The organism is Ornithinibacter aureus (assembly GCF_009858245.1).
In the GTDB taxonomy this organism is placed as follows: Bacteria; Actinomycetota; Actinomycetes; order Actinomycetales; family Dermatophilaceae; genus Fodinibacter; species Fodinibacter aureus.
Window position 1 is genome coordinate 2,674,829 of sequence record NZ_VMSB01000001.1, and the last position, 20,322, is coordinate 2,695,150.

The following is a 20,322-nucleotide window of genomic DNA, read 5'->3' on the forward strand; positions in this document are numbered from 1 at the left end:
GCTGACGCCGATCAGGTGCCGACGGCGGGGGAAGGCTGGTTGGCCACCGCAGCCTCGCGGACACGCCGCTCTGGCGGCATGGCTTGGCCGCGGTCTACGACGTATCGGGTGCGGAGGCAGTCATGCCCGATGCGGCGGGCGACGAACTGCTCCCGTAGTCGGCTGGCGCCGCCTTGGAGCTCCTGCTCGTATTCGTGGATGTAGCCCGAGGCGAGGATCTGGTCGCCGGGCTTGAACCTGCAGTACGCCCGCTCGGCCGACCGGTCGAAGAGGACCAGGTCGCAGAAGACCGGCTCGATTTTGGTGAACGAGCCGTCGGCCTCTTTGCGGTGCTGCTCGATACCGACTCGGCAGTAGAACCGGGCGTGGCCGCTCTCCCCGAAAGACAGTTGCGGCTCGGCGGCGATGAACCCCTGCAAGCTCAACTGGGTGGGAATGGTCATCGCTGACTCCTGACCTCGGGCGGTGCCCGGGGTGGCGACCGCTCTCACGAGTCAGGTGTTCCGGTGGTCACCGGCGACGCAGTGTGCCCTCGACCTGCGCGCGTTCGTGGTGCAGTTGCTCGGCGGCGTCGCGGTCGGTCCAGGGGCGAAGCGTGGTGACCAGTGGTGGGGCGCTGCGCAAGAGGACCAGGGCGGTTCCGAAGGGAAGGGTGCGGATCGCCTCGGGGGGCATGACGGACACGCGACGGATGGAACGCTGCAGGGACCGGTAGCCGTGCTCTCCGATGGAGATGGTGTCGGTGCGTTCGTCGCGTTCGCCGATGAGGGCGGCGAGATCTTGGAGGTCACGCGCTGATGAGGTGCCGCCGAGGATGACCTTGACGATGCTGGCGTCCCAGATGGCGCCGGCTGCGTGGTCGCCCCACTTGTCGCGCGCCTGGGAGAGGGATTGGAGCACCGGCATGGTGGTGATTCCGGTGCCTCCTCCTTCGGCCATGAGGACGGGCAGTGACGGAAGGGGGGAGAGGTTGCCGATCTCGTCGAGGGCCAGGAGCAGGGGCGGGTCGAGTCGCGCCCCGGGGGAGGCGGCGGCGAGGTGGCGGGCGGTCTCGACAAGGTCTTCGATGAATGCCGCCACGAGCGACCAGGACGCGCCGGCGCCTGCTCCGGTTGCGAGGAGGTAGAGGGTTCCGTTGCTGGTCAGGAAGCTGGTGGGGTCGAACTGCTCGCCGGGTTTGGGCGAGACGGCGTCCAGGACGCGGGGGTCGGCCAGACAGGACAGCGCCAGGGAGACGCCCATCCAGATCGAGTCGCGGGTGCGGGGGTCGGCGTGGATCGTGGATTCGAGGGAGTCGGCCCAGCCGGGTGCCGCCCGGGGGTGGCTGGCCAGGATCGAGACCGCATCGGCTGCGGCGGAGGGGGAGAGGGTCCAGCTGAACAGCTCGCGCGGGGAGCGGTCGTCGAGGGCTGCTGCGTGGAGCAGTGCTTGGAGGGCGGTGCGGGTCTTGCCTTCCCAGAACCCGCCGGATTCGACTCCGCCGGTGGACAGGCCGGTGGCCGACGCCAGGCCGGTGGCGCGGATCATCGCGGTCAGCGGATCCTGGCAGCCGCGCACGGGTGACCAGCGAAGGCCGGCGGGCAGGCCTTCTGCGAGCTGTTGCGGGTCGAAGACCGCGACCGGGCCGTGTTTGCTGCGGGCGCTGAGAGTGGCGGCGATGTTGTCCGGACGGGTCGCGGTGGTGATGACGACGCCGGGCGCGTCGAGGATGGCGTTGATGACCACGTGCAGGCCCTTGCCGGAACGTGGCGGGCCGAGCAGCAGGATCGAGTCCTCGACCGAGGCCCACACCTGCTGCCCGCAGGCTCTCCCGATGAGGTAGCCGATATCGGATGGTCGGGCCTTGCGCAGCGATGGGCGCAGGGTGCGTCCGCGTGAGAGCAGTGCCTTGCGCGATGCAGCAGTTCGCACGTCCCGTGCGGTGGCCACTCCGGCACGGCGGTGCGGGTCGCTGGTGCTGGTGTGCTTGATCGAGGCGATGCCTCGCCACGCCGACGTGGCTGCGGCGGCGGTGACGGCCACCATGACTGCCAGGACAAGCCAGTAGACCCATGGAGTCATCCCGTCGGCGCCGAGCGCGGCGCCTGGGTCGGCGGGGTGGGTGAGCACGCCCAGCCCTGAAGCCCACCCACCACGCGGGGTGGCGGCTCCGGCCAGCCACGCGGCGAGCGTGCCCGCGAGCCGCAGGAGAGCGGCGATGGCGCCCAGTGCAGCGATGAGGAGGATCCCGAGGTTGACCAGCTGGTCATCGACTCCTTGCCCGCGTGGGTTCACTGCGCACTCTCGCTGAGCGCGAGTGCGACCACACCCGAGGCCCGTCCGAGCAGGACCACCTGCGGGTGGGCGTCAAGCAATGCCGGGGGCAGCCGAAGGTGCGTGGTGCCGTCCTCATCGGCGATCTGGCGGGCGACGACCAGACACACCTCGACGGGCTCACCGGCGGTGAAGCCCTCAGCGCAGATCCCAAACGCTGAGGCCAGAGCGGGTCGCGCGCCCAGAGCAGCATCGGGCACCGACTGCGTTCGTGGGGTGACGATGTCGGTGAAGGTCGAGCCGTCCGCCTCACGGACCTCGACCCGCACTGCCGTGCCGAGGTCGGAAGCGATGTCATCGAGCACCCGTTGGAGGTCATCGCGAATCAACACGCCGTCGGCGGAGTACGGCTCACGATCCAGGCTCACCGTCAGGTAGCCCCGCTCGTCGACGACGACGTCGACCAGCGGCAACACCACCGGTGCCCGCGCCAGCTGCCGGTCCCCTCGCCGATACGGCGCGGCAGCGTTGAGCATGCTCATAGCCCGACCGTCTCAACCTGCCGCTGCGCAAGCGCCTGTCCCGGGACTGCGCCGGGCCCGGAGGCAAGGCCCTCGCGGCGGATCCCCTCGCGGTCGAGGCCCGGCGGGCTGCCGTCACCGACCTGCACCGTATCGAGCTTGTCCAAGATCGTCACCGCGGCGCCGCGGACCCGCTCGGCGGTGGACTGCACGACCTGCACCGCTGTCCTGCCAGGGACGCTGGATGCCCACGATGCGACATACGGGATCGTGTAGTCATCGGTCGCCAAACCGTGAGCGGCACCCACCATCAGCGCGACCGACTCCGCTTCGACCTCGGCGATGCCGCGGTGCATGGCAGCATCGGCGTTCCCAGGGCCGTGAAGCATGACATGGCCCAGCTCGTGAGCGAGCGTCTTGACCTGAGCAGCGTCATCGATGTCCATACGCACCGAGACCTCCCGCGTCAGGTAGTCGGTCAGGCCGTTGGCTCCGCCAATCGAGGCCGCGCTCGAGACCAGACGCAGCTCGAGGCCGCGAGCGGTGATCTGGTCCGCGAGCCCATCCCACAATCCTGCTGGTGCCTGCCCGCGCAGCAGCCGCGGGGCCGGCGGCTCGGGGATGGGTGAACCGTCGGTCTGCGAAACGTCCCAGACGTGGGCGGGCTTGACGCCGACCAGCTTCGAGCGGTCCAGGCTCATGCAATGCCTCCGCTCAATCCGATCCGTCCTGAGCTCGATCGAAATGTCGTCGGCGATCTGCCTGTCACCAGCGCGCTGTGCTTCGTTGACGCTGACTGGCCGCTCATCGGCGGAGCTTTCTCCAATGCGACGTGTGCACGCGCAATGGCCGAAGCGTCCCCGCGAAGGTGCTGCCTGGCCGCGGACGCACGGTCGAGGTCGCAGATGCGGCTGGCGATGCGCACGCCGCACTCTTCAAACCGGCGTGACATTCTAAGGTCATCAAGAGGTCATCGGACACGCCCGGCAACGGTTCCGAGCCTTCCGGCGCCCGATGGGGAACCTCCTCAACAACCCGAGGTTCTTCAGAGGGAGCCGAGGTGTGATGTAGGGGACGGGGCCCCGATCTCGTCCCGAGGGTTGGGGTCCAAATGACAGGGCGGATTGTGAAGGGCCCTGCAGGTCCCGGGGCAAGTTCTTCGACAACGCAGCAGGTCCACCCCTGCCTGTGGACAGCCGTCGTGGGGTTCGTCGAGAGATCGACGATTGCGGCTGAGATATCGTTGAGCAGCACTTAGCAAGGAGGCCTCGGCTGCCTTCAGCCAGACGAGTAGGGTTGAGGTCTACCAACTGAAGATCGGTGCACCCCCAGGGGGCACGCCCCCGGTTTCTTAGGGAGTAACGGGGACGAACGGAGCGCGATTTCGTGCTCGGAACGGCGAAAGCCGTTGTCCTGAGCACGAATCCATCAGGTTCAAGTCCCCCCTCGGACACCACCGAATGTGGCCCCTGGCGCGAAGATTCACGTGAGTCTCGCGTCAGAGCCGGTTTGAGCACGTAGGAGCAAAGCCCGCCCGCGGTATGCTCAGCGTCAAGGGGCCGCCGGTCAAATCCTGTCAGCCCGACCGATGTGATGTCGGGTTCGAGCGAGTCTGTGTTACTCGCGTCAAACGTGACGCGGTCCGCACATTTGGGGACCTGGACGTGCGGCGTGCCTTACCAGCGGCGTGAGCGGGAGTGGCTCCTCAGTGCTCGCGCCGTCAGGCGTGCTGGCCGAGGATCCGCTCCATCGCGTGAGGCATGGTGCCGGCTGCGACGGTCAGTCGACCCGGGCCGGCGACGATCGCGAGGTTCTGGTCGGCAAGGCGCCCGGCCAGGCGCAGGCGGCGCGCGAAGGGCATCTGAGGGAGCAGGTATGCGGGGGCCACGACGAGGTCGGTGGGCTGTAGCAGCTCGAGGAGGGAATCGCCAGGGCGGTCTGCGGCGACGAACTGGAATTCGATGTGCGGGTCGAGGTGCTCCTTGACCTTTGCCTCGTCACTGGCGATCACGAGCAGCCCGGATTGGCGCCTGGGGGCCACGCGGCATGCGATGTCCAAAGTGAGCTGGACGTCCTCGCTGTGCCACGCGATGTAGCCGGTGCCGGGGACGACGATCACCCGGTCCCACGGTGAGTTCAGATGGACTCCCACGGTCGGCGCAGGGGATCCTGCCCCGACGGTGTCCAGGTCGCTGCCGAAGAGGAAGTCGGTGCTCGGTCTCGGGCCGTCCCACTCGAGCACCAGCAGTGTGGCGTCCTCCTCCTCGGCCAGTTCCAGCACCCCGTCGGGGAAGGAGTCGGAGAGCCGCAGCACGCCTTCACTGTCATGCCCTGCGGCCTCGGCGGCTGCCCCCGCGTCGGCGAGGAGCTGCCGAGCGGCCGCCTTGTCTGCGCGGGGCGAGACGGCGAACGGGACCTGCACCCCATCGTCGCCGCGCGCGATCCGTCCGGCGAAGTGCACCATCGGCGCCAAGGCCGAGCTGGCTGCGCGGACATCGACCAGGACCCGCTCGCCGATGGCGCCGGTGCTGGGAGCCGGAGGCGGCATCCGCCTGATGTAGAACTGGGTGCCGAAGCTGGTGAGCAGCGCCGCGAGCACGATCGTGAGAATGGAGGCGTTGACCACCCGCTGCTCGAACAGCCCCAGCTCGAGTCCGATCTGACCCACCGCGAGGGTCGAGGCGGCCTGGCCGATGCTGAGCGATCCGATCAGGCCTCGCTCGGCGGAGGAGTAGCCGAAGAACATCGCCGCCACGAGGACCGCCAGCCCCTTGCCGACCAGGACAAGGCCAAGGAAGACCACTCCCATCAGGATCGTCCGCCAGTCGACGAGGGCCACTGGGTCGATCCGCAGTCCGATGGAGACCAGGAACGCCGGGATGAACACGCTGGTTCCGACGAAGTCGATGCGGTCCATCAGCTCGCTGTTCTTGGGTACCAGGCGGTTCAGCCCGAGGCCGGCCAGGAAGGCGCCGATGATTCCGGCGATTCCTCCGAGCACGGCCAACGTCGCACCAGCGGCCATTCCTGCCAGGGCGAAGAGAAGTCGCTGGACCCGGGAGCGGCCGACGCGGACGAAGAACCACTCCCCGATCCTCGGCAGGAGCCACAGAGTGAAGGCGACGAGCAGCGGGATGCTGAGGTACAGCGGAAGCGTGGGCGCCGCACCCGTGTCGAGCGCATCCGGCTCGGCGATCTCGACCACGGCATACGTGCTGGCCACAGCCAGGATGAGCAGGGCCAGGACGTCGGCCACCACCCCTCCGGACATGGCGTCGCGCACAGCCCGCGTGTTCTCCAGCCCGGCAGCACGAACGTCCGGGTAGGCGACCAGGGTGTTCGAGGCCCACATCGACCCCAACAGCGCCGCGGCCAGGATCCCGGTCTCGAAGTACGAAAGACCGGCGATCATGCTGAGTCCGAATGGGAAGACGAAGGACAGCAGCCCGAAGCCCAGGGCACTGGTCCTGTTGTCGTTGAAGGCCTTGACATTGAAGCCCAGTCCGGCCAGGAACATCAGGTACAGGATCCCGATCGAGCCCAGGTCGAAGACGAGATCGACCCGACCGAGCCAACCCAGGCCGAACGGGCCGAAGATCATGCCGAGGAAGATGAGGGCGAGCAGACCGGGCACCCTCAAGCGGGCGCCCAGGAGCGGGCCCGCGAGAATCGCCACGATGAGGACCAGAATGGTCATCTCCACGGTCCCCAGGAGAGCGTTCATGACCGGACGCTATCGGCAGACGGTGGACCCATGTGTGCGATGTTCACCGCATAGCGCTTCGCGCCCGCTCTGCCGCCGGTACTCTTGGCCCCAGACACAGGTGAGGCGCGAGCGTCCTACGCGCGAATCGAGATTGGTGCCACCATGACTCGGATGCTGATTCGCGCGGTGATCTTCCTGGGAACAGCGGCCCTCGGCCTGCTGGTTGCGGCCGCGGTCGTCCCCGGAGTGCGCCTGTCCGTCTCTGGGTTCCTCATCGCCGTCGCCGTCTTCGCTTTGGCGCAGAGCATCCTCGCGCCCTTCATCTTCAACGTGGCGCGCAAGTATGCCCCGGCGATGCTGGGCGGGATCGGACTGGTGTCGACCTTCGTGGCCCTGCTGATCGCAACCTGGTTCCCTGAGGGTTTGCGCATCAGCGGAGTCTCGAGCTGGATCAGCGCCACTTTGGTGGTGTGGATCGTCACTGCCCTCGGAGCCTGGCTCCTGCCCCTCGTGCTCCTCAAGAAGCGCGTGGGTGGGCGCACTGCCTCAACCCCCTGAACGGCCCTGCGGCAGAGTGAGGCTCGGCGGCCAGCCGATCGGCTCGGTGCTTGGTCAAGCAACTCAGTGGTGGATCAGCGCCTTGAACGCGATAAGCACTGCGCCGAACGTCACGGTGAGCGCGACGGTGCCGAGTCGGGCCCAGAGGTGCGTGGTCCGCGTCGACGCGATGAACCAGCCCAACAGGCCGAGCAGCACCAGGTCGGTGACCAACGCCAGCCAGACAGCGTCGGAGTTCCGGAGGATACCGACGACTCCGAGAGCCAGGACCGCCACGGGAATGGCGCCGACCACGAGCAGGCCGGCAGACTCGTGAATTCCCCGCCGCAACGCCTCGGGCACGCTGCCATCCTCACCCTCTGCCATCCAGGACACCGTGGCTGCATAGACATGGGCTGCGAAGAAGATGACCAGTGTGACGACGACCGAGAGGAGTGCCTGCGCGGAGGTGCCCGTCAGGTTGCGACTGACAACGATCATTCCGGCGACGAGGATCAGGCCGTAGACACCCTCGGCCGAGCGGACGAGCGAACTGAGCCCTGAACGCATTGAGCCGTCTCCTGGGGTGGTTGACTGCATGCGTGGCTCCTGCGAGCTAGGGGGCACCGAAAGGATCACGGGACTGGGTGAGCACGGCCTCGCGGATCGCATCGGAGCGTCCGGTGCTCCAGTCCTGCAGGCCCAGCACCTGAGCCCACGCGTCCACATGCTCACCTGCGAAGTTGTGCCCGTAGCCGGGGCCTGGCTCCATCGCCAGGCCGAGATCGGCGCTGAGCTGCCAGAAGGTCACGAACGGGACCCAGCGGGTCTGGTCGAGGACATCGGCTCCGCGGGGCTCCTCGAGCCAGTCCGGACGACTCAGGATCACGTCGGTGTTCCACCAGGTGATGGCGTCAGAGGGGTGGACCATGTAGAGAACACGAGCCCCGTCCCACGGCCGGTCCGCAGGGCCGGCCGGCCGCCGCGGGTCGAGGGTGAAGCGAACCGTCCGGCCGTCGCGGAATGAAGGCTCGATCTGGGGTGTGCCGTCGTCTCGACCTTCCACGAACGCTCCGAAGAGATGGTTAAAGCCCGGCGGCCCCGTGAACACCGCTCCGCTCAGGCGATTCGCCATGTCGAACTCCCCACTGAAGGCCGCCTCGGCACCGTAGGACCCCAGGCTCTCCCCGAACGCGTAGAGCCGTGGCCGCTCACCGGCTGGCAGCTGGCTCCAGCGCTCGTACACCGCGTCGAACAGCGCACGGCCGGCGTTGCGGGCGTTCTCCCGGTCGGCGAGGAACGACAGCGGTGACGGCAGGAAAGAGTACTGCATGGACACGGTCGCGCTGTCGCCGTGGGTGAGGTGCTCGAAGGCAGTCACAGAGGTGGGCTCCACCCATCCGGTGCCCGTCGTGGTGACGATGAGCAGGTGGGCCCGCTCGAAGCCCCCAGCGCGCTCCAGATCCTGCACCGCCAGCGTCGCTCGGGCCTCGACGTCCGGGGCGGAGTCGAGTCCCGCGTATGCGCGGATCGGGTCGAGTGTCTGCGTGGGATCCTCACCGGCTCGCTCGGACACCTCCGCAATACGCGCTGCGTCCGGTCCCTGCCCGACGAATGCCCTCCCCTGGAACCCCAGCGAGTCCCACGTGATGAGCGAGCTCGTGCTACCGGACCGAAGTGCACTCACGGGCGCCGAAAGGCCTTCAGGTGTGCCGTTGTTCGTGAGAGAGAAGGCCGCATTGACCGCGGTGGTGACACGCTCGAAGACGACACCGTTGAAGACGAGGGCGACCGTGAGCAGGACCGCGGTCACGCCGACGACTCGCGCCGCGCGCGGCCCCATGAGCCGTCGAAGCCAGCCGATGAGTGCTCGCGTGGCCCTGCGCACCAGCCGTGAGATGCCCAGCACGAGCAGGAACACCAGCACTGCTACCGGGAGGACGAGGATGGCCGCGAAGGGCGCCTCGGGCGAGAGCCCGACCAACGCTGCCGCCTCGCGCTGCCACACGACGCCGACAACAACCGACGCCACGAGCAGCAGCGGCGCGATCACGGCGAGCGCTCGAGCCGAGGCGGTCGACGGTGAGCGAGGCTCCCGGTCGGCCACCTCACGCCAGAGCAGGGCCGCGATAACCCCCAACCCGTAGCCGATCGCGGCATTCACCCCGGTGATGGCCCCCTGATAGAGGGCGGGCCGCGGGATCAGCGACGGCAGGAAGGACAACGCCGCCATGAGCAGAGCAAGCCAACACCCGGGCACCGACAGCCCGAGCCTCTGCCAGGAGCTCATTGTCCTGGACGCCGGGTGAGGCATCACCGGGCCTGGGCGAGGAAGGCTCGATAGTCCTGCTCGGAGAGGTCGGCATACGCCATCGACCACTCCAGGATCGCATCGGTCGCGGCGCGACCGGAGCCGAGGTAGCCCGCGACGATCGCCGCCCGCGGCGACTGGCTGTGTGCGCGGGCCAGCGCCACACCACACGCCTCGGCGTACGTGCTGAACGGTCCGTCGTCGAGGACGCCGACCTCGATGCCGCCCTTCATGTCGTGGAACTGGCGGACGTAGAGATCGAAGTCGTCCGTTCGCAGATATCCGAGGAAGGGGTCCGAGACCGCCTGCAGGATCCGCTGGAATGAGACCACCCGGGCACCCTGCCCGTGCTCGGCAACCAGCTCGGACAGCACATCGGGCTGCATGACTCGACCGTACTGCTCGAGCACGCTGCGACCAGCCTCCTTGGACTGCATGATCAGACCGTTGCCGTCGCCGTCCTGGAAGAGGATCAGGGCACATCGGGTCCCCACGCTGCCCACTCCGACCACGCGTCGGGCGGTGTCCACCTCGGTGTAGTGGCTGAGCACGGCCCTGACGTCGGGGGCGGCACTGCGCTCGTAGGCCTCGATGTGCCGGTGCGCCAACGCCGCCTGTGCCGGATCGAGCGGACCCATGGTCGGGGGGCGCTCGTTGAAGCGCAACGTTCCGTCCGGACCGGACGTGGTGAGCCTGCGAAGGGCGCGATCGCCTGTACGTTTCCTGGCGTCCCTGACCGCGTTGAGCAAGGCACGGCGCGACTTCCTGTCGAGAAGTCCCGCCCCACCCTCAGCATCGATGTGCGTGTAGTAGCGCTCCAGGGGTGAGTGCTCGAGGCTGCTCAGGAGAGCCTTGCGGTAGGCCAGGACCGTACGCCGTGCCGCCCGCTCGATAACGTCCGGCTCTCGATCATTGTCACGGCCACCGACCACCACGCTGGTCACGAGCCGCTTCAGATCCCACTCCCAGGGGGCGCTGGCCGCCTCGTCGAAGTCGTTGAGGTCGAACACCAGCGTCCGCTGAGGGGAGGCGTAGAACCCGAAGTTCGCGACGTGTGCGTCGCCGCAGGAAGCAACCTGCACGTCCGTGGTCGGACAGTCCGCAAGGTCAGCCGCCATCAACGCGGCGGTGCCACGATAGAACGCGAAGGCGCTCTGCGACATGCGCTCCGCCCGCAACGGGATGAGCTCCTGGAGGCGGCCGGCGTTCTGTTCGGCCACGATGCCTAGAGGGTCACGAAGTCCTGTGGACAAGGTGGCCAGTGAGGACCGAGGAGTCTGCTGACGAAGGCGCTTACCCGTCTCCAAGAGGTCCTGGGTCGAGGGGCGTCGCCGCCGCGTCATGGGTTGGGCCATCGCGTCATGGGTTGGGCCATCGCGTCATGATCGGGAGGATAGCGTCTCTGCGCTGGCTGGCCTCCCACTGCCTCACTCGCGGCGGTGGTCATTCCACGGGCGGCCACGACGCCCGTCATCCTGCGGCATGACCGACTCCAGGACATCCCACAACTCGTCACTGATCACGCCATCACGAAGCATGAGCGCAACGATGCCGGGCCCGGCCCCAGATCATTAGCAGACACGCTCTAGGTGGTCGGGACGGTTCTCGGTGGTGGTGGACGGTTCTGCGTGACTGCAGGCGGCGCTGCGCCATCGACCAGGACGGACAGCGTCACGCACTCGTACCCTTGCTGGCCCAGTTCGCCGAGCAGGCGGTCCAGCAGCGGCACCACGCCAGCCCGCTCCGGGCGCCCCTCGTGCAGCACGATGACCGACCCCGGCCGCACCCGCCTCAGCACGAATGCCAGTTCGCGCTCGACGTCTCGCACCTCGAGGTCCAGCACCGCGATCGACCCCAGGGCGACCTCGGCCCCACCTGCCAGCACGTCGCGCAGCTGCCCCGGACGCAACCAGCCCGATCCTGGTCGCATGAACCGCGCTCGGATGCCGGTCGCGGTCTCGATCGTCGTCGCCGTCCGGCTGAGGTCCTCGGCGAGGGCAGCCCGCGACAGCAGCCCGGCAGGTCGGTCCGACCATCCGTGGTTGCCGATCTCGTGACCGCCTGTGACAACAGCTCGAGCCAGGTCAGGGTGCGCCTCGACGCCTGAGCCGAGCAGGAAGAACGTGGCCCGGGCCCGGTGAGCCCGCAGCACCCCGAGCAGCGCAGTGGTCAGCCCGGGCGTGGGGCCGTCATCGATGGTGATCGCCACCTGCCGCGCCGGCGACCGCGCACCGAACAGGACCGGACCCCTAACGCCGAGCACACCCAACGCCCGCTGGGGCTGCCGGCGCACGACGTAGGCGACCACGGCCCCGAGGGCCGCCACTGCCACCAGGAACCCGGACCCGGCCCGCACGGCACTGCCCGCCCAGCGGGTGCGGAGCGTGCCCTGGACGCCGGCCCGATCGTCCATTCCGGCCTCCTTCGTGCTGCTGATGGGGAGCACGTCGCTGTCGCCATCATGCGGCACGGCCGGAGGGGAGTGATCACTCACAACCGCGCGCCGCGTTGTCGCGCACCCCGATCACCCTGGTCCTCAGCATCGGGCTGCCACTGCTCTTCCTCGTGCTGCTGTCCGCCCGCGTCGGCAACGAGGTCGTCGACGAACGCGGTGGCGTGCGGGTCGTGCAGTACCTGGCACCCGGCCTGGCGTCCTTCGCAGTGTCCATGGTGACGTTCTCCTTCCTCGCCGTCGGGCTCGCGGGGGCTCGCGCCACCGGAGTCGTGAAGCGCCAGGCTGGCACCCCCGCGCCCCAGTGGGTGCTCGTCGGCGGCCGGATCGGATCTCGCACGGCGCGGCGAACGCAGTCGTCACGCGGCGTTCACCTCGTCACGCCAGACTGGGCACGTGGAGCCTTCGACGCCGTCAGGCGAACCCTCGCAGCGTGACCTCGACGTGACCGACCCGCTGCTGCGTGCCCACCTCGCTCCGGAGCCGCGCACCCTCGTCGACATCCTGCGCGCCACCGCCGATGCACATCCCGACTCCCCGGCCATCGACAACGGCCGCGAGGTCCTGACCTACGACGAACTGCTCGACGCCGCCCAGGAGCTCGCGACGGCGCTGCGCAGCGACGGTGTCCGGCGTGGCGACCGGGTCGGGGTGCGCATCCCGTCGGGGACCACCGACCTCTACGTCGCGATCACCGGCATCCTGCTTGCCGGTGCGGCGTACGTGCCGGTCGACCACGACGACCCAGACGAGCGGGCGAGAGTCGTCTTCGGCGAGGCCGGGGTCGCCGCGATCGTCGGCACCGACCTCGTCATCCGATCCGGCCCGGCCGCGCGGCCCGACGCAGACCCCGACGAGGCTGCGGAGGAGGACCCCGAGCTCACCGACGACGCCTGGGTCATCTTCACCTCGGGCTCGACCGGCCTGCCCAAGGGCGTCGCCGTCAGCCACCGCAACGCCGCCGCCTTCGTCGACGCCGAGTCGCGGATGTTCCTCCAGCAGCGCCCGATCGGCCCGGGCGACCGGGTCATGGCAGGTCTGTCCGTCGCGTTCGACGCCAGCTGCGAGGAGATGTGGCTCGCCTGGCGGTACGGCGCCTGCCTCGTGCCGGCACCGCGCTCCCTCGTGCGCTCGGGCATGGACCTCGGGCCCTGGCTGGTCGCCAACGACATCACCATCGTCTCGACCGTGCCCACCCTCGTCGCCCTCTGGCCGGCCGACGCCCTCGCCGACGTCCGACTGCTCATCCTCGGCGGCGAGGCGTGCCCTCCCGAGATCGGCGCGCGCCTGGCCACCGACACCCGCGAGGTCTGGAACACCTACGGACCCACCGAGGCCACCGTCGTCGCCTGCGGTGCCCAGCTCGACGGCCAGCCCCCCGTGCGCATCGGCCTCCCGCTCGACGGCTGGGACCTCGCCGTCGTCGACGCGCAGGGCCAGCGCGTGCCCGACGGCGAGCCGGGCGAGCTGATCATCGGCGGGGTGGGCCTGGCCCGCTACCTCGACCCCGAGAAGGATGCCGCGGTGTACGCCCCGATGCCGGGCCTGGGCTGGGAGCGCGCCTACCGCAGCGGCGACGTCGTCCGCTTCGACGGCGTGGGTCTGGTCTTCCAGGGGCGTGCCGACGACCAGGTCAAGGTCGGTGGTCGACGGATCGAGCTCGGTGAGGTCGACAGCGCCCTGCTCGGCCTCCCCGGGGTCAGCGGAGCCGCCGCTGCGGTCAAGCGCACCGAGGCGGGCAACCGGCTGCTCGTCGGCTACGTCACCGCCGACGCGGGCTTCGACCCCAAGGCCGCGGCCGAGCAGCTGCGCGCGTCGATGCCGGCCGCCCTCGTCCCGCGCATCGCCGTCGTCGACACCCTGCCCACCCGCACCTCGGGGAAGATCGACCGCGACGCCCTGCCGTGGCCGCCACCCGGCGCGTCCCGCGGAACCGGTGCCACGGCATCCGGCACCCCCGACCTCGAGCTCGACGGCACGGCCGCCTGGATCGCCGGGCACTGGGCCGCCATCCTCGGCTCGCCGCCCTCCGCCCCCGACGAGGACTTCTTCGACCTCGGTGGGGGGAGCCTCAGCGCAGCCCAGCTGGTCTCCAAACTGCGCGAACGGCATCCGGACGTCACCGTCGCCGACGTCTACGAGCACCCCGTCCTCGCCGACCTCGCGCAGACCCTCGATGCCATGGCGGCCCCGACCGGCCGCACCAACGCCTCGGTCTCGCCGGTCCCGCGCGACACCCAGGTCGCGCAGGTGCTCGGCACCGTCGTCGTGCGGTCGATCGGGGCGCTGCGCTGGCTGACGTGGATCGGTCTCGGGCTGCTCGTCGTGCACCGGGTCCTCGACGCGCCGTGGCTGCCGAGCATCGCGTGGGGCTGGGTGCTCGTCGGATGGCTGCTCCTCATCAACCCCTTCGGGCGGGTGCTTCTCGGTGCCGCCGCTGCGCGCCTGGTGCTGCGCGGGGTCGGCCCCGGTCGCTACCCCCGCGGTGGCCGGGTGCACCTGCGGCTCTGGCTCGCCGAGCGACTGGTTGACGAACTGGGGGCCACGAACCTGTCGGCCGCGCCCCTCGTTCGCGTCTACGCGAAACTGCTCGGATGCCGGGTGGGTCGCCACGTCGACCTCCACAGCATCCCGCCGGTCACCGGTCTGCTCACGCTCAGCACCGGCTGCTCCATCGAGCCCGAAGTCGACCTGGCAGGGCACTGGCTCGACGGCGGCCACGTGTACATCGGGGCGATGGCCGTCGGTGAGGAGGCCCGCGTCGGGGCGCGCAGCACCCTGCTCCCCGGGGCGGACATCGGCGACCGGGCGGAGGTCGCGCCCGGGTCGGCCGTGTTCGGGCCGGTGCCCGCCGACGAGGCGTGGTCGGGTGCGCCCGCCGGCCCGTCGGGAGCGGCCCGTGGACCGTGGACGCCGGAGCGTCCGCCGAACCGCCGCGTCTGGGTGCTCGCCTACGCCGCGTCGGCCATCGTGCTGTCGCTGATGCCGGTGCTCGCCGTGCTCGCCGGCGTCACCGTCGCGCTGCCCGAGCTTTCCGCGGCCACCGACCTGGCCGGGCTGGTGACCGCGGCGCTGCTGTGGCTGCCGGTCGCCACCGTCGTCGGTCTCGTCGTGCTCGTGGGGCTGGTGCTCGTCACGGTGCGGCTGCTCTCGATCGGTCTCGAACCGGGCCACCACCCCGTGCACGGTCTGCGGGCGTGGCAGGCCTGGTCGGTGCTGCGGGTGCTTGACGAGGCGCGCACCTGGCTGTTCCCGCTCTACTCCTCGAGCCTGACCCCGTGGTGGCTGCGGGCCCTCGGCGCCGACATCGGCCCCGACGTCGAGGCCTCGACCGTGCTCATGCTGCCGACGTTCGTCACGGTGCGCGCTGGGGCCTTCCTCGCGGACGACACCCTCGTCGGTGGCTACGAACTCGGCGGTGGCTGGCTGCGCGTCGAGCCCGTGCGCGTCGGCAAGGGCGCGTTCGTCGGCAACTCCGGCATGGCGGCGCCCGGCCGCAAGGTGCCCAAGCACGCCCTGGTCGCCGTGTTGTCGGCCGCGCCGCAACGGGGGACCGCCAAGGCCGGCAGTTCCTGGCTCGGCAGCCCACCCCGACCGCTGCGCCGCGACACCGAGAGCGGCGACACCACCCGTACCCATGCGCCGCCGACGCGGCTGCGGGTGGCTCGCGCCCTCGTCGAACTCGCCCGCATCGTCGCGGTGTGGGTGCACATGGCCATCATCGTGCTCAGTGCCGCGGCCCTGCTCGCCCTGGTCGACGCCGGGGCGTTGTGGGCGATCGTGTTCGGGGGGCCGGTGCTGCTCGTCGCGGGCGCCGTGGCCGTCGGGGTCACGACGGTCGCCAAGTGGCTGCTCGTCGGGCGCCTTCGACCGTCGGAGCACCCGCTGTGGAGCTCGTTCGTCTGGCGCAACGAGCTCGCCGACACCTTCGTCGAGGTCGTGGCCGCCCCGTGGTTCGCCCGGGCCGCCGTCGGCACGTCCGTGCTCAACGTCTGGTTGCGAAGCATGGGGGCTCGGGTGGGCCGCGGCGTGTGGTGCGAGACCTATTGGTTGCCCGAGGCCGACCTCATCGACCTGCGCGACGGGGCGACAGTGGGGCGCGGGTGTGTGGTCCAGACCCACCTGTTCCATGACAGGATCCTCGCGATGGACCGGGTGACGATCGCAGACGGGGGCACACTGGGCCCCAACTCCGTCATCCTCCCGGCAGCTCGCATCGGGCGCCACGCCACCGTCGGGCCGGTCTCGCTCGTCATGCGCGGGGAGTCGGTGCCCGACAAGACCCGGTGGATCGGCAACCCCGTCGGCCCGTGGGCTGAGCCCGAGTGACCGGCTCCGACCCCTACCTGCCCGGTCACGGCGACGACCGGTACCAGGTCGAGCACTACGCCCTCGACCTGCGCTACAAGCCGCTCGGCAACCACCTCGAGGGCCGCGCCGAGCTCTCGGTGCGGGCCGTGGTCGACCTCACCGACCTCGTCGTCGACCTGCACCGCCTCGAGGTGCGCAGCCTGCGCGTCGAGGGCGCCAAGGTGGCCCGCTGGTCGCACCGGGGCTCGCGGTTGCGAATCCGCCTCACCCATGCCCTGCCTGCCGGTGAGCCGCTGCTGCTCACCATCGCCTACCGGGGCAACCCCGGCACGATGCCCGGCCCCGACGGCCCGGCCGGCTGGGAGGAGCTCACCGACGGGGTGCTCGTCGCCGCCCAACCGCACGGCGCCCCGACCTGGTTCCCCTGCAACGACCGGATGGCCGACAAGGCCCGCTACCGCATCCGCGTCGAGACCGACCCCGCCTACCGGGTCGTCGCGAACGGCATCCTCGTCAGTCACAAGAGCGTCGGGCGCCGCGCCGAGTGGGTGCACGAGCAGCGCGAACCCATGGCCCCGTACCTCGCGACCCTCCAGATCGGCCGCTACGACGCCGAGCCCCAGACGGGCGCTCCGGTGCCGACGTGGCTCGTCGGGCCGCCGGCGCGCATGCAGTCGGTGCGTGAGGCGCTCGCCGACCAGCCGCGCATGCTCGAGGTGTTCACCTCGCTGTTCGGCCCGTACCCGTTCGAGCGCTACACCGCCGTCGTCACCGACGACCCGCTGGAGATCCCCCTCGAGTCGCAGTCGCTGTCGACGTTCGGCACCAACCACCTCAGCCGGGACTGGTCGGCGCAGCGGCTCATCGCGCACGAGCTGTCGCACCAGTGGTTCGGCAACGCCGTCACCGCCGCCTCGCTGGCCGACATCTGGCTGCACGAGGGATTCGCCTGCTATGCCGAGTGGTTGTGGTCGCAGGCGTCCGGGCGCACGACGCTCAGGCAGGAGGCCGCCCGCCACCACGACGGGCTCGCCCGCAAGCCCCAGGACCTCGTGCTCACCGACCCCGGAGCCGACCGCGTCTTCGACGACCGGGTCTACAAGCGGGGGGCGCTGACCCTGCACGCCCTGCACCTGACCCTCGGTGACGAGATGTTCTTCGACGTGCTGCGCACCTGGGTCGACACCCACCGCTACGAGGTCGTCACGACCGCCGACTTCGAGGCGTGCGTCGAGTCGGTCAGCGGCTCGCCGCACCGCGAGCTGTTCGACGCGTGGCTGCGTCGCGAGGAACTTCCCGAGCTGCCACCGCAGCAAGGGTGAGCACCACGTCGGGACCGGCGCGCCACCGCCCCTGCACACGCAACGGCATCCGGATGCCGTCACTCGCCTCCGCGCGGAAGGTGCCGTCGGCGGTGAGCTGGACTCGCACCTGCTCGTGGTGCAGCACCACCCCGGTCAGCGGGTACCACGCCTTGTAGGTGGCCTCCTTGGCGGCGAAGAGCAGGGTGTCCCAAGGGGTGCCGGGGTGGCTCTTGTCGAGGAGGTGCAGCTCAGCGCGTTCGGGCGATGTCGCGACGACGTCGAGCACCCCGTCGGGCAAAGGCGCCATCACCTCGGCGTCCAGGCCGATCGAGGCGAGGCCGGTGCGATGCCCCCTCACGCCCGTGCCCTGTCGGGCCGCGACGGCGCCGGTCCAGCCCGCGGTGTGGGTGATGCTGCCGATGACCCCGGCCGGCCACAGCGGGGCGCCGTGGGGGTCGGCCAGGATCGGGTGGTCAGACGTCACGACCCCGATCTCGCGCAGGGCGGTTCGTGCGCACTCGCGTCCCGTGGCGAACTCGGCCACGCGTTCCGGGAGGGCACGGGTGACAAGGGCTGCTTCAGCCGGGTACAGGATGGCGGGGTCGGCCGCCCCGGTCGTCACGCCCCACCCGATCCGCCACACCGCCGGGAGCGCGAGCGGTTCGCCTGCGGAACGACGTGGCGGCATGACCTCAACGTAGCCGCCGTAGACTTCCGCGGGTGAGCAACTCTGGGCCGTACCCCACGATGGAGGACGTCATCGGTGGCACCCCGCTGGTGCGTCTGCAGCGCCTTCCGGGGCCGGAGAACGAACGCCGCGGCAACGTGCTGCTTGCCAAGCTCGAAGGCAACAACCCGGCCGGCTCGGTGAAGGACCGGCCGGCGATCAGCATGATCAGGGGCGCCGAGGAGCGCGGGGAGATCTCGCCCGGCGACACCCTGCTGGAAGCCACCTCCGGCAACACCGGGATCGGCCTGGCGATGGCGGCGGCGATCAGCGGGTACCCCCTGGTCATCGTGATGCCCGAGGACGCCTCGATCGAGCGCATCCAGACGATGAAGGCGTACGGAGCAGAGCTCGTGCTCACCCCTGCATCGGGGGGAATGGAAGAGGCCCGCGACGTCGTGACGCGCATGGAGCGCGAAGGGCGCGGCCGGGTCCTGGACCAGTTCGGCAACCCGGACAACCCGCGAGCCCACGAGGTCGGCACGGGCCCGGAGCTCTGGAGCCAGACCGACGGGCGGATCACCCACTTCGTGTCCGCGATGGGGACCACTGGCACGATCACCGGGGTCTCGCGGTTCCTGAAGTCGCGCAACCCCGGGGTGCAGATCGTCGGGGCACAGCCCGCCGAGGGGTCCAAGATCCCGGGCATCCGCGCGTGGCCACCGGAATACGTGCCGAGGATCTTCGACCCCTCGGCCGTCGACCGCACCGTGGAGGTCTCCCAGGCGGACGCCGAGGAGATGGCCCGCCAGCTGGCCCGCGAGGAGGGCATCTTCGGCGGCATCTCCGCGGCAGGCGCGTGCTGGACCGCACTCCAGGTGGCGCAGGAGATCGAGAACGCGACGATCGTCTTCGTGGTCTGCGACCGCGGTGACCGGTACCTCTCCAGCGGCGTGTTCCCCGCCTGAGCTACGGCGTCACGACGACCTTGCCGAGCACCCGGCCCTCGCCGACGGACGCCAGCGCCTCTGGGACCTCGTCGAATGGGACCTCGCGGTCGATGTGGATGCGCACCTCTCCGGAGGAGCAGCGGGCCTCGAGGGGGATGAAGTGCTCCGGCCCGGGCTTGACGGCTAGCACGCCGAGTCGCCGACCACTTGCCCGCCCCAGCACGGTTCCGGCCGTCAGCAGGCGCAGCATCGTGGACACCGAGCCGCCCACCGCGAGGTACTCGCCGCCGGGTGCGAGGGCGCGGCGGTAGTCACGCACCGAGCGGTGTGCGACGAGGTCGAGCACGAGGTCGAAAGACCCGAGCCTGGTGACGTCCTCCACCCGATGGTCGACGACCGCGTCAGCACCCAGCGACCGCAGGAAGTCGAGCTTCCCGGCGTTGTCGACGGCTGTGACGTGCGCTCCCGCGGCCTTGGCCAGCTGCACGGCGAGCGAACCCGAGCCACCGCCCGCCCCGTTGACGGCCACCCGCGACCCCGGCCGAGCCCCGGCCGTTCCCTGGAGCGCGATGGGACCGGCCTGCGGCAGCGTCGACGCCTGGGCGAAGGTCAGTGACGCGGGCTTGGGGGCGAGCACCGACTCGGGTGCCACCGCGAACTGCGCGAAGCCGCCCTTGAGGCCGAGGTTGTCCCCGTAGACCTCGTCACCCGGGCTGAACCGGGTCACCCCCGGGCCCACCGCCGCCACCCTCCCGGCGATGTCCGAACCGAGCACCGGCCGCGCCGGGCGCCGCAGCCCACCGATGCGGGCATACGCCGGGCGGCCGACGAGGCACTCCCAGTCGGAGAGATTCATCGACGTGGCCACCACCTCGACGAGCACCTGACCGGCCCCCGGTGTCGGCACGGGCACGTCAACCACGCGCAGCACTGACGGCGGACCGTACCGGTCGTACACGACGGCCTTCATCCCCCCACCGTATCCGTGGCAGCATGCACGCCATTGCTGAGATCCAGGTGACCTGGTGGTGTGGCCTCCCCTCCCTCGTGGTCGCCCGCGACGGAGACGACGTGGTCAAGGTGCCGCTGCCGCCGCGCTTCCAGGAGGCGATCGACGAGGCCGCCATGCGCCTCGGCGCGGTCGACAGCACCGCCTACCTCGAGGGCTGGACCCGCACGCCGTGGGAGGAGACCAGCGGTGACCTCGCCGCCGCCGCCGACGAGGCCGTGCGCGGCTTCGAGGAGCAGTGGGGGGACGAGGCGATCGCGGCCTACCTCGACGCCATCGGGCCGGCCCAAGGCTGACCCCA

The 20,322-nt window shown here is 70.3% G+C and carries 17 protein-coding genes; 6 read left to right on the forward strand and 11 right to left on the reverse strand.

The genetic code is table 11. From position 1 onward, the window contains the following. Positions 1-11 precede the first annotated feature (11 nt). From C8E84_RS12755 to C8E84_RS12775, 5 genes are all read right to left on the reverse strand, one after another. Entirely contained in the window at positions 12-443 is a 432-nt protein-coding gene (locus C8E84_RS12755) for a single-stranded DNA-binding protein (RefSeq protein WP_159902685.1), read from the reverse strand. A gap of 67 nt (positions 444-510) precedes the next feature. After that, on the reverse strand, positions 511-2,274 hold the full coding sequence (locus C8E84_RS12760) for a type IV secretory system conjugative DNA transfer family protein (RefSeq protein WP_159902687.1): 1,764 nt from the start codon (positions 2,272-2,274) through the stop codon (positions 511-513). Beyond that, a complete protein-coding gene (locus C8E84_RS12765) occupies positions 2,271-2,795 on the reverse strand; it encodes a hypothetical protein (RefSeq protein ID WP_159902689.1) in 525 nt (174 codons plus the stop codon). The genes C8E84_RS12760 and C8E84_RS12765 overlap by 4 nt, the downstream gene beginning before the upstream one ends. After that, positions 2,792-3,475: an ImmA/IrrE family metallo-endopeptidase gene (locus C8E84_RS18170; RefSeq protein ID WP_343041667.1), complete on the reverse strand. Its 684-nt coding sequence runs from the start codon at positions 3,473-3,475 to the stop codon at positions 2,792-2,794. The genes C8E84_RS12765 and C8E84_RS18170 overlap by 4 nt, the downstream gene beginning before the upstream one ends. A gap of 1,019 nt (positions 3,476-4,494) precedes the next feature. After that, positions 4,495-6,498 (reverse strand): cation:proton antiporter, encoded by a 2,004-nt coding sequence (locus C8E84_RS12775; RefSeq protein ID WP_159902691.1) that lies wholly within the window; start codon positions 6,496-6,498, stop codon positions 4,495-4,497. Positions 6,499-6,651: 153 nt separating this feature from the next. Between C8E84_RS12775 and C8E84_RS12780 the strand changes: the two genes are divergently transcribed. After that, positions 6,652-7,038, forward strand: coding sequence for a phage holin family protein (locus C8E84_RS12780; RefSeq protein ID WP_246196925.1), 387 nt, complete (start codon positions 6,652-6,654; stop codon positions 7,036-7,038). Positions 7,039-7,101: 63 nt separating this feature from the next. Here C8E84_RS12780 and C8E84_RS12785 read toward each other — a convergent pair whose 3' ends face one another. From C8E84_RS12785 to C8E84_RS12800, 4 genes are all read right to left on the reverse strand, one after another. Then, positions 7,102-7,587 (reverse strand): hypothetical protein, encoded by a 486-nt coding sequence (locus C8E84_RS12785; RefSeq protein WP_159902695.1) that lies wholly within the window; start codon positions 7,585-7,587, stop codon positions 7,102-7,104. 46 nt (positions 7,588-7,633) lie between these two features. After that, a complete protein-coding gene (locus C8E84_RS12790; protein ID WP_211675541.1) occupies positions 7,634-9,250 on the reverse strand; it encodes an alpha/beta hydrolase in 1,617 nt (538 codons plus the stop codon). 80 nt (positions 9,251-9,330) lie between these two features. Next, positions 9,331-10,548, reverse strand: coding sequence for a DUF2252 domain-containing protein (locus C8E84_RS12795; RefSeq protein WP_246196926.1), 1,218 nt, complete (start codon positions 10,546-10,548; stop codon positions 9,331-9,333). 365 nt (positions 10,549-10,913) lie between these two features. Beyond that, the gene (locus C8E84_RS12800) at positions 10,914-11,798 is read right to left on the reverse strand and encodes a polysaccharide deacetylase family protein (protein WP_159902699.1); all 885 of its coding nucleotides are present in this window, start codon (positions 11,796-11,798) and stop codon (positions 10,914-10,916) included. 38 nt (positions 11,799-11,836) lie between these two features. On the opposite strand from C8E84_RS12800, the gene C8E84_RS12805 reads away from it, so the two are divergent. Genes C8E84_RS12805 through C8E84_RS12815 form a run of 3 tightly spaced genes read left to right on the forward strand, consistent with a single transcriptional unit; the run spans position 11,837 to position 17,413 of the window. Beyond that, positions 11,837-12,217, forward strand: a complete 381-nt coding sequence (locus tag C8E84_RS12805; RefSeq protein ID WP_159902701.1) for a hypothetical protein — start codon at positions 11,837-11,839, stop codon at positions 12,215-12,217. Next, complete coding sequence (locus C8E84_RS12810) at positions 12,177-16,109, forward strand: Pls/PosA family non-ribosomal peptide synthetase (RefSeq protein WP_425495955.1); 3,933 nt, start codon at positions 12,177-12,179, stop codon at positions 16,107-16,109. Before C8E84_RS12805 ends, C8E84_RS12810 begins: the two co-directional genes overlap by 41 nt. Continuing rightward, positions 16,106-17,413 (forward strand): M1 family metallopeptidase, encoded by a 1,308-nt coding sequence (locus tag C8E84_RS12815; RefSeq protein ID WP_159902703.1) that lies wholly within the window; start codon positions 16,106-16,108, stop codon positions 17,411-17,413. The genes C8E84_RS12810 and C8E84_RS12815 overlap by 4 nt, the downstream gene beginning before the upstream one ends. On the opposite strand, the gene C8E84_RS12820 is transcribed toward C8E84_RS12815, so the two are convergent. Next, positions 17,331-18,083 carry a 4'-phosphopantetheinyl transferase family protein gene (locus tag C8E84_RS12820; RefSeq protein ID WP_159902705.1) on the reverse strand — a complete coding sequence of 251 codons (753 nt, stop codon included), beginning with the start codon at positions 18,081-18,083 and terminating at the stop codon, positions 17,331-17,333. The two genes, C8E84_RS12815 and C8E84_RS12820, sit on opposite strands and share 83 nt — an antisense overlap. 32 nt (positions 18,084-18,115) lie before the next feature. On the opposite strand from C8E84_RS12820, the gene cysM reads away from it, so the two are divergent. After that, positions 18,116-19,030, forward strand: a complete 915-nt coding sequence (gene cysM, locus C8E84_RS12825) for a cysteine synthase CysM (RefSeq protein WP_211675543.1) — start codon at positions 18,116-18,118, stop codon at positions 19,028-19,030. A gap of 1 nt (position 19,031) precedes the next feature. Here cysM and C8E84_RS12830 read toward each other — a convergent pair whose 3' ends face one another. Next, positions 19,032-19,982 carry an NAD(P)-dependent alcohol dehydrogenase gene (locus C8E84_RS12830; RefSeq protein WP_159902707.1) on the reverse strand — a complete coding sequence of 317 codons (951 nt, stop codon included), beginning with the start codon at positions 19,980-19,982 and terminating at the stop codon, positions 19,032-19,034. Positions 19,983-20,005: 23 nt separating this feature from the next. Between C8E84_RS12830 and C8E84_RS12835 the strand changes: the two genes are divergently transcribed. Then, positions 20,006-20,317, forward strand: a complete 312-nt coding sequence (locus C8E84_RS12835; RefSeq protein WP_211675546.1) for a virulence factor — start codon at positions 20,006-20,008, stop codon at positions 20,315-20,317. The last annotated feature ends 5 nt before the right edge of the window (positions 20,318-20,322 follow it).

What these genes read in the sequence shown, in the direction of transcription:
- C8E84_RS12755 (WP_159902685.1), bottom strand. Translation starts at nt 443, where the DNA reads ATGACCATTCCCACCCAGTTGAGCTTGCAGGGGTTCATCGCCGCCGAG.
- C8E84_RS12765 (WP_159902689.1), bottom strand. Translation starts at nt 2,795, where the DNA reads ATGAGCATGCTCAACGCTGCCGCGCCGTATCGGCGAGGGGACCGGCAG.
- C8E84_RS18170 (WP_343041667.1), bottom strand. Translation starts at nt 3,475, where the DNA reads ATGAGCCTGGACCGCTCGAAGCTGGTCGGCGTCAAGCCCGCCCACGTC.
- C8E84_RS12775 (WP_159902691.1), bottom strand. Translation starts at nt 6,498, where the DNA reads ATGAACGCTCTCCTGGGGACCGTGGAGATGACCATTCTGGTCCTCATC.
- C8E84_RS12780 (WP_246196925.1), top strand. Translation starts at nt 6,652, where the DNA reads ATGCTGATTCGCGCGGTGATCTTCCTGGGAACAGCGGCCCTCGGCCTG.
- C8E84_RS12785 (WP_159902695.1), bottom strand. Translation starts at nt 7,587, where the DNA reads ATGCGTTCAGGGCTCAGTTCGCTCGTCCGCTCGGCCGAGGGTGTCTAC.
- C8E84_RS12790 (WP_211675541.1), bottom strand. Translation starts at nt 9,250, where the DNA reads ATGGCGGCGTTGTCCTTCCTGCCGTCGCTGATCCCGCGGCCCGCCCTC.
- C8E84_RS12820 (WP_159902705.1), bottom strand. Translation starts at nt 18,083, where the DNA reads ATGCCGCCACGTCGTTCCGCAGGCGAACCGCTCGCGCTCCCGGCGGTG.
- C8E84_RS12830 (WP_159902707.1), bottom strand. Translation starts at nt 19,982, where the DNA reads ATGAAGGCCGTCGTGTACGACCGGTACGGTCCGCCGTCAGTGCTGCGC.
- C8E84_RS12835 (WP_211675546.1), top strand. Translation starts at nt 20,006, where the DNA reads ATGCACGCCATTGCTGAGATCCAGGTGACCTGGTGGTGTGGCCTCCCC.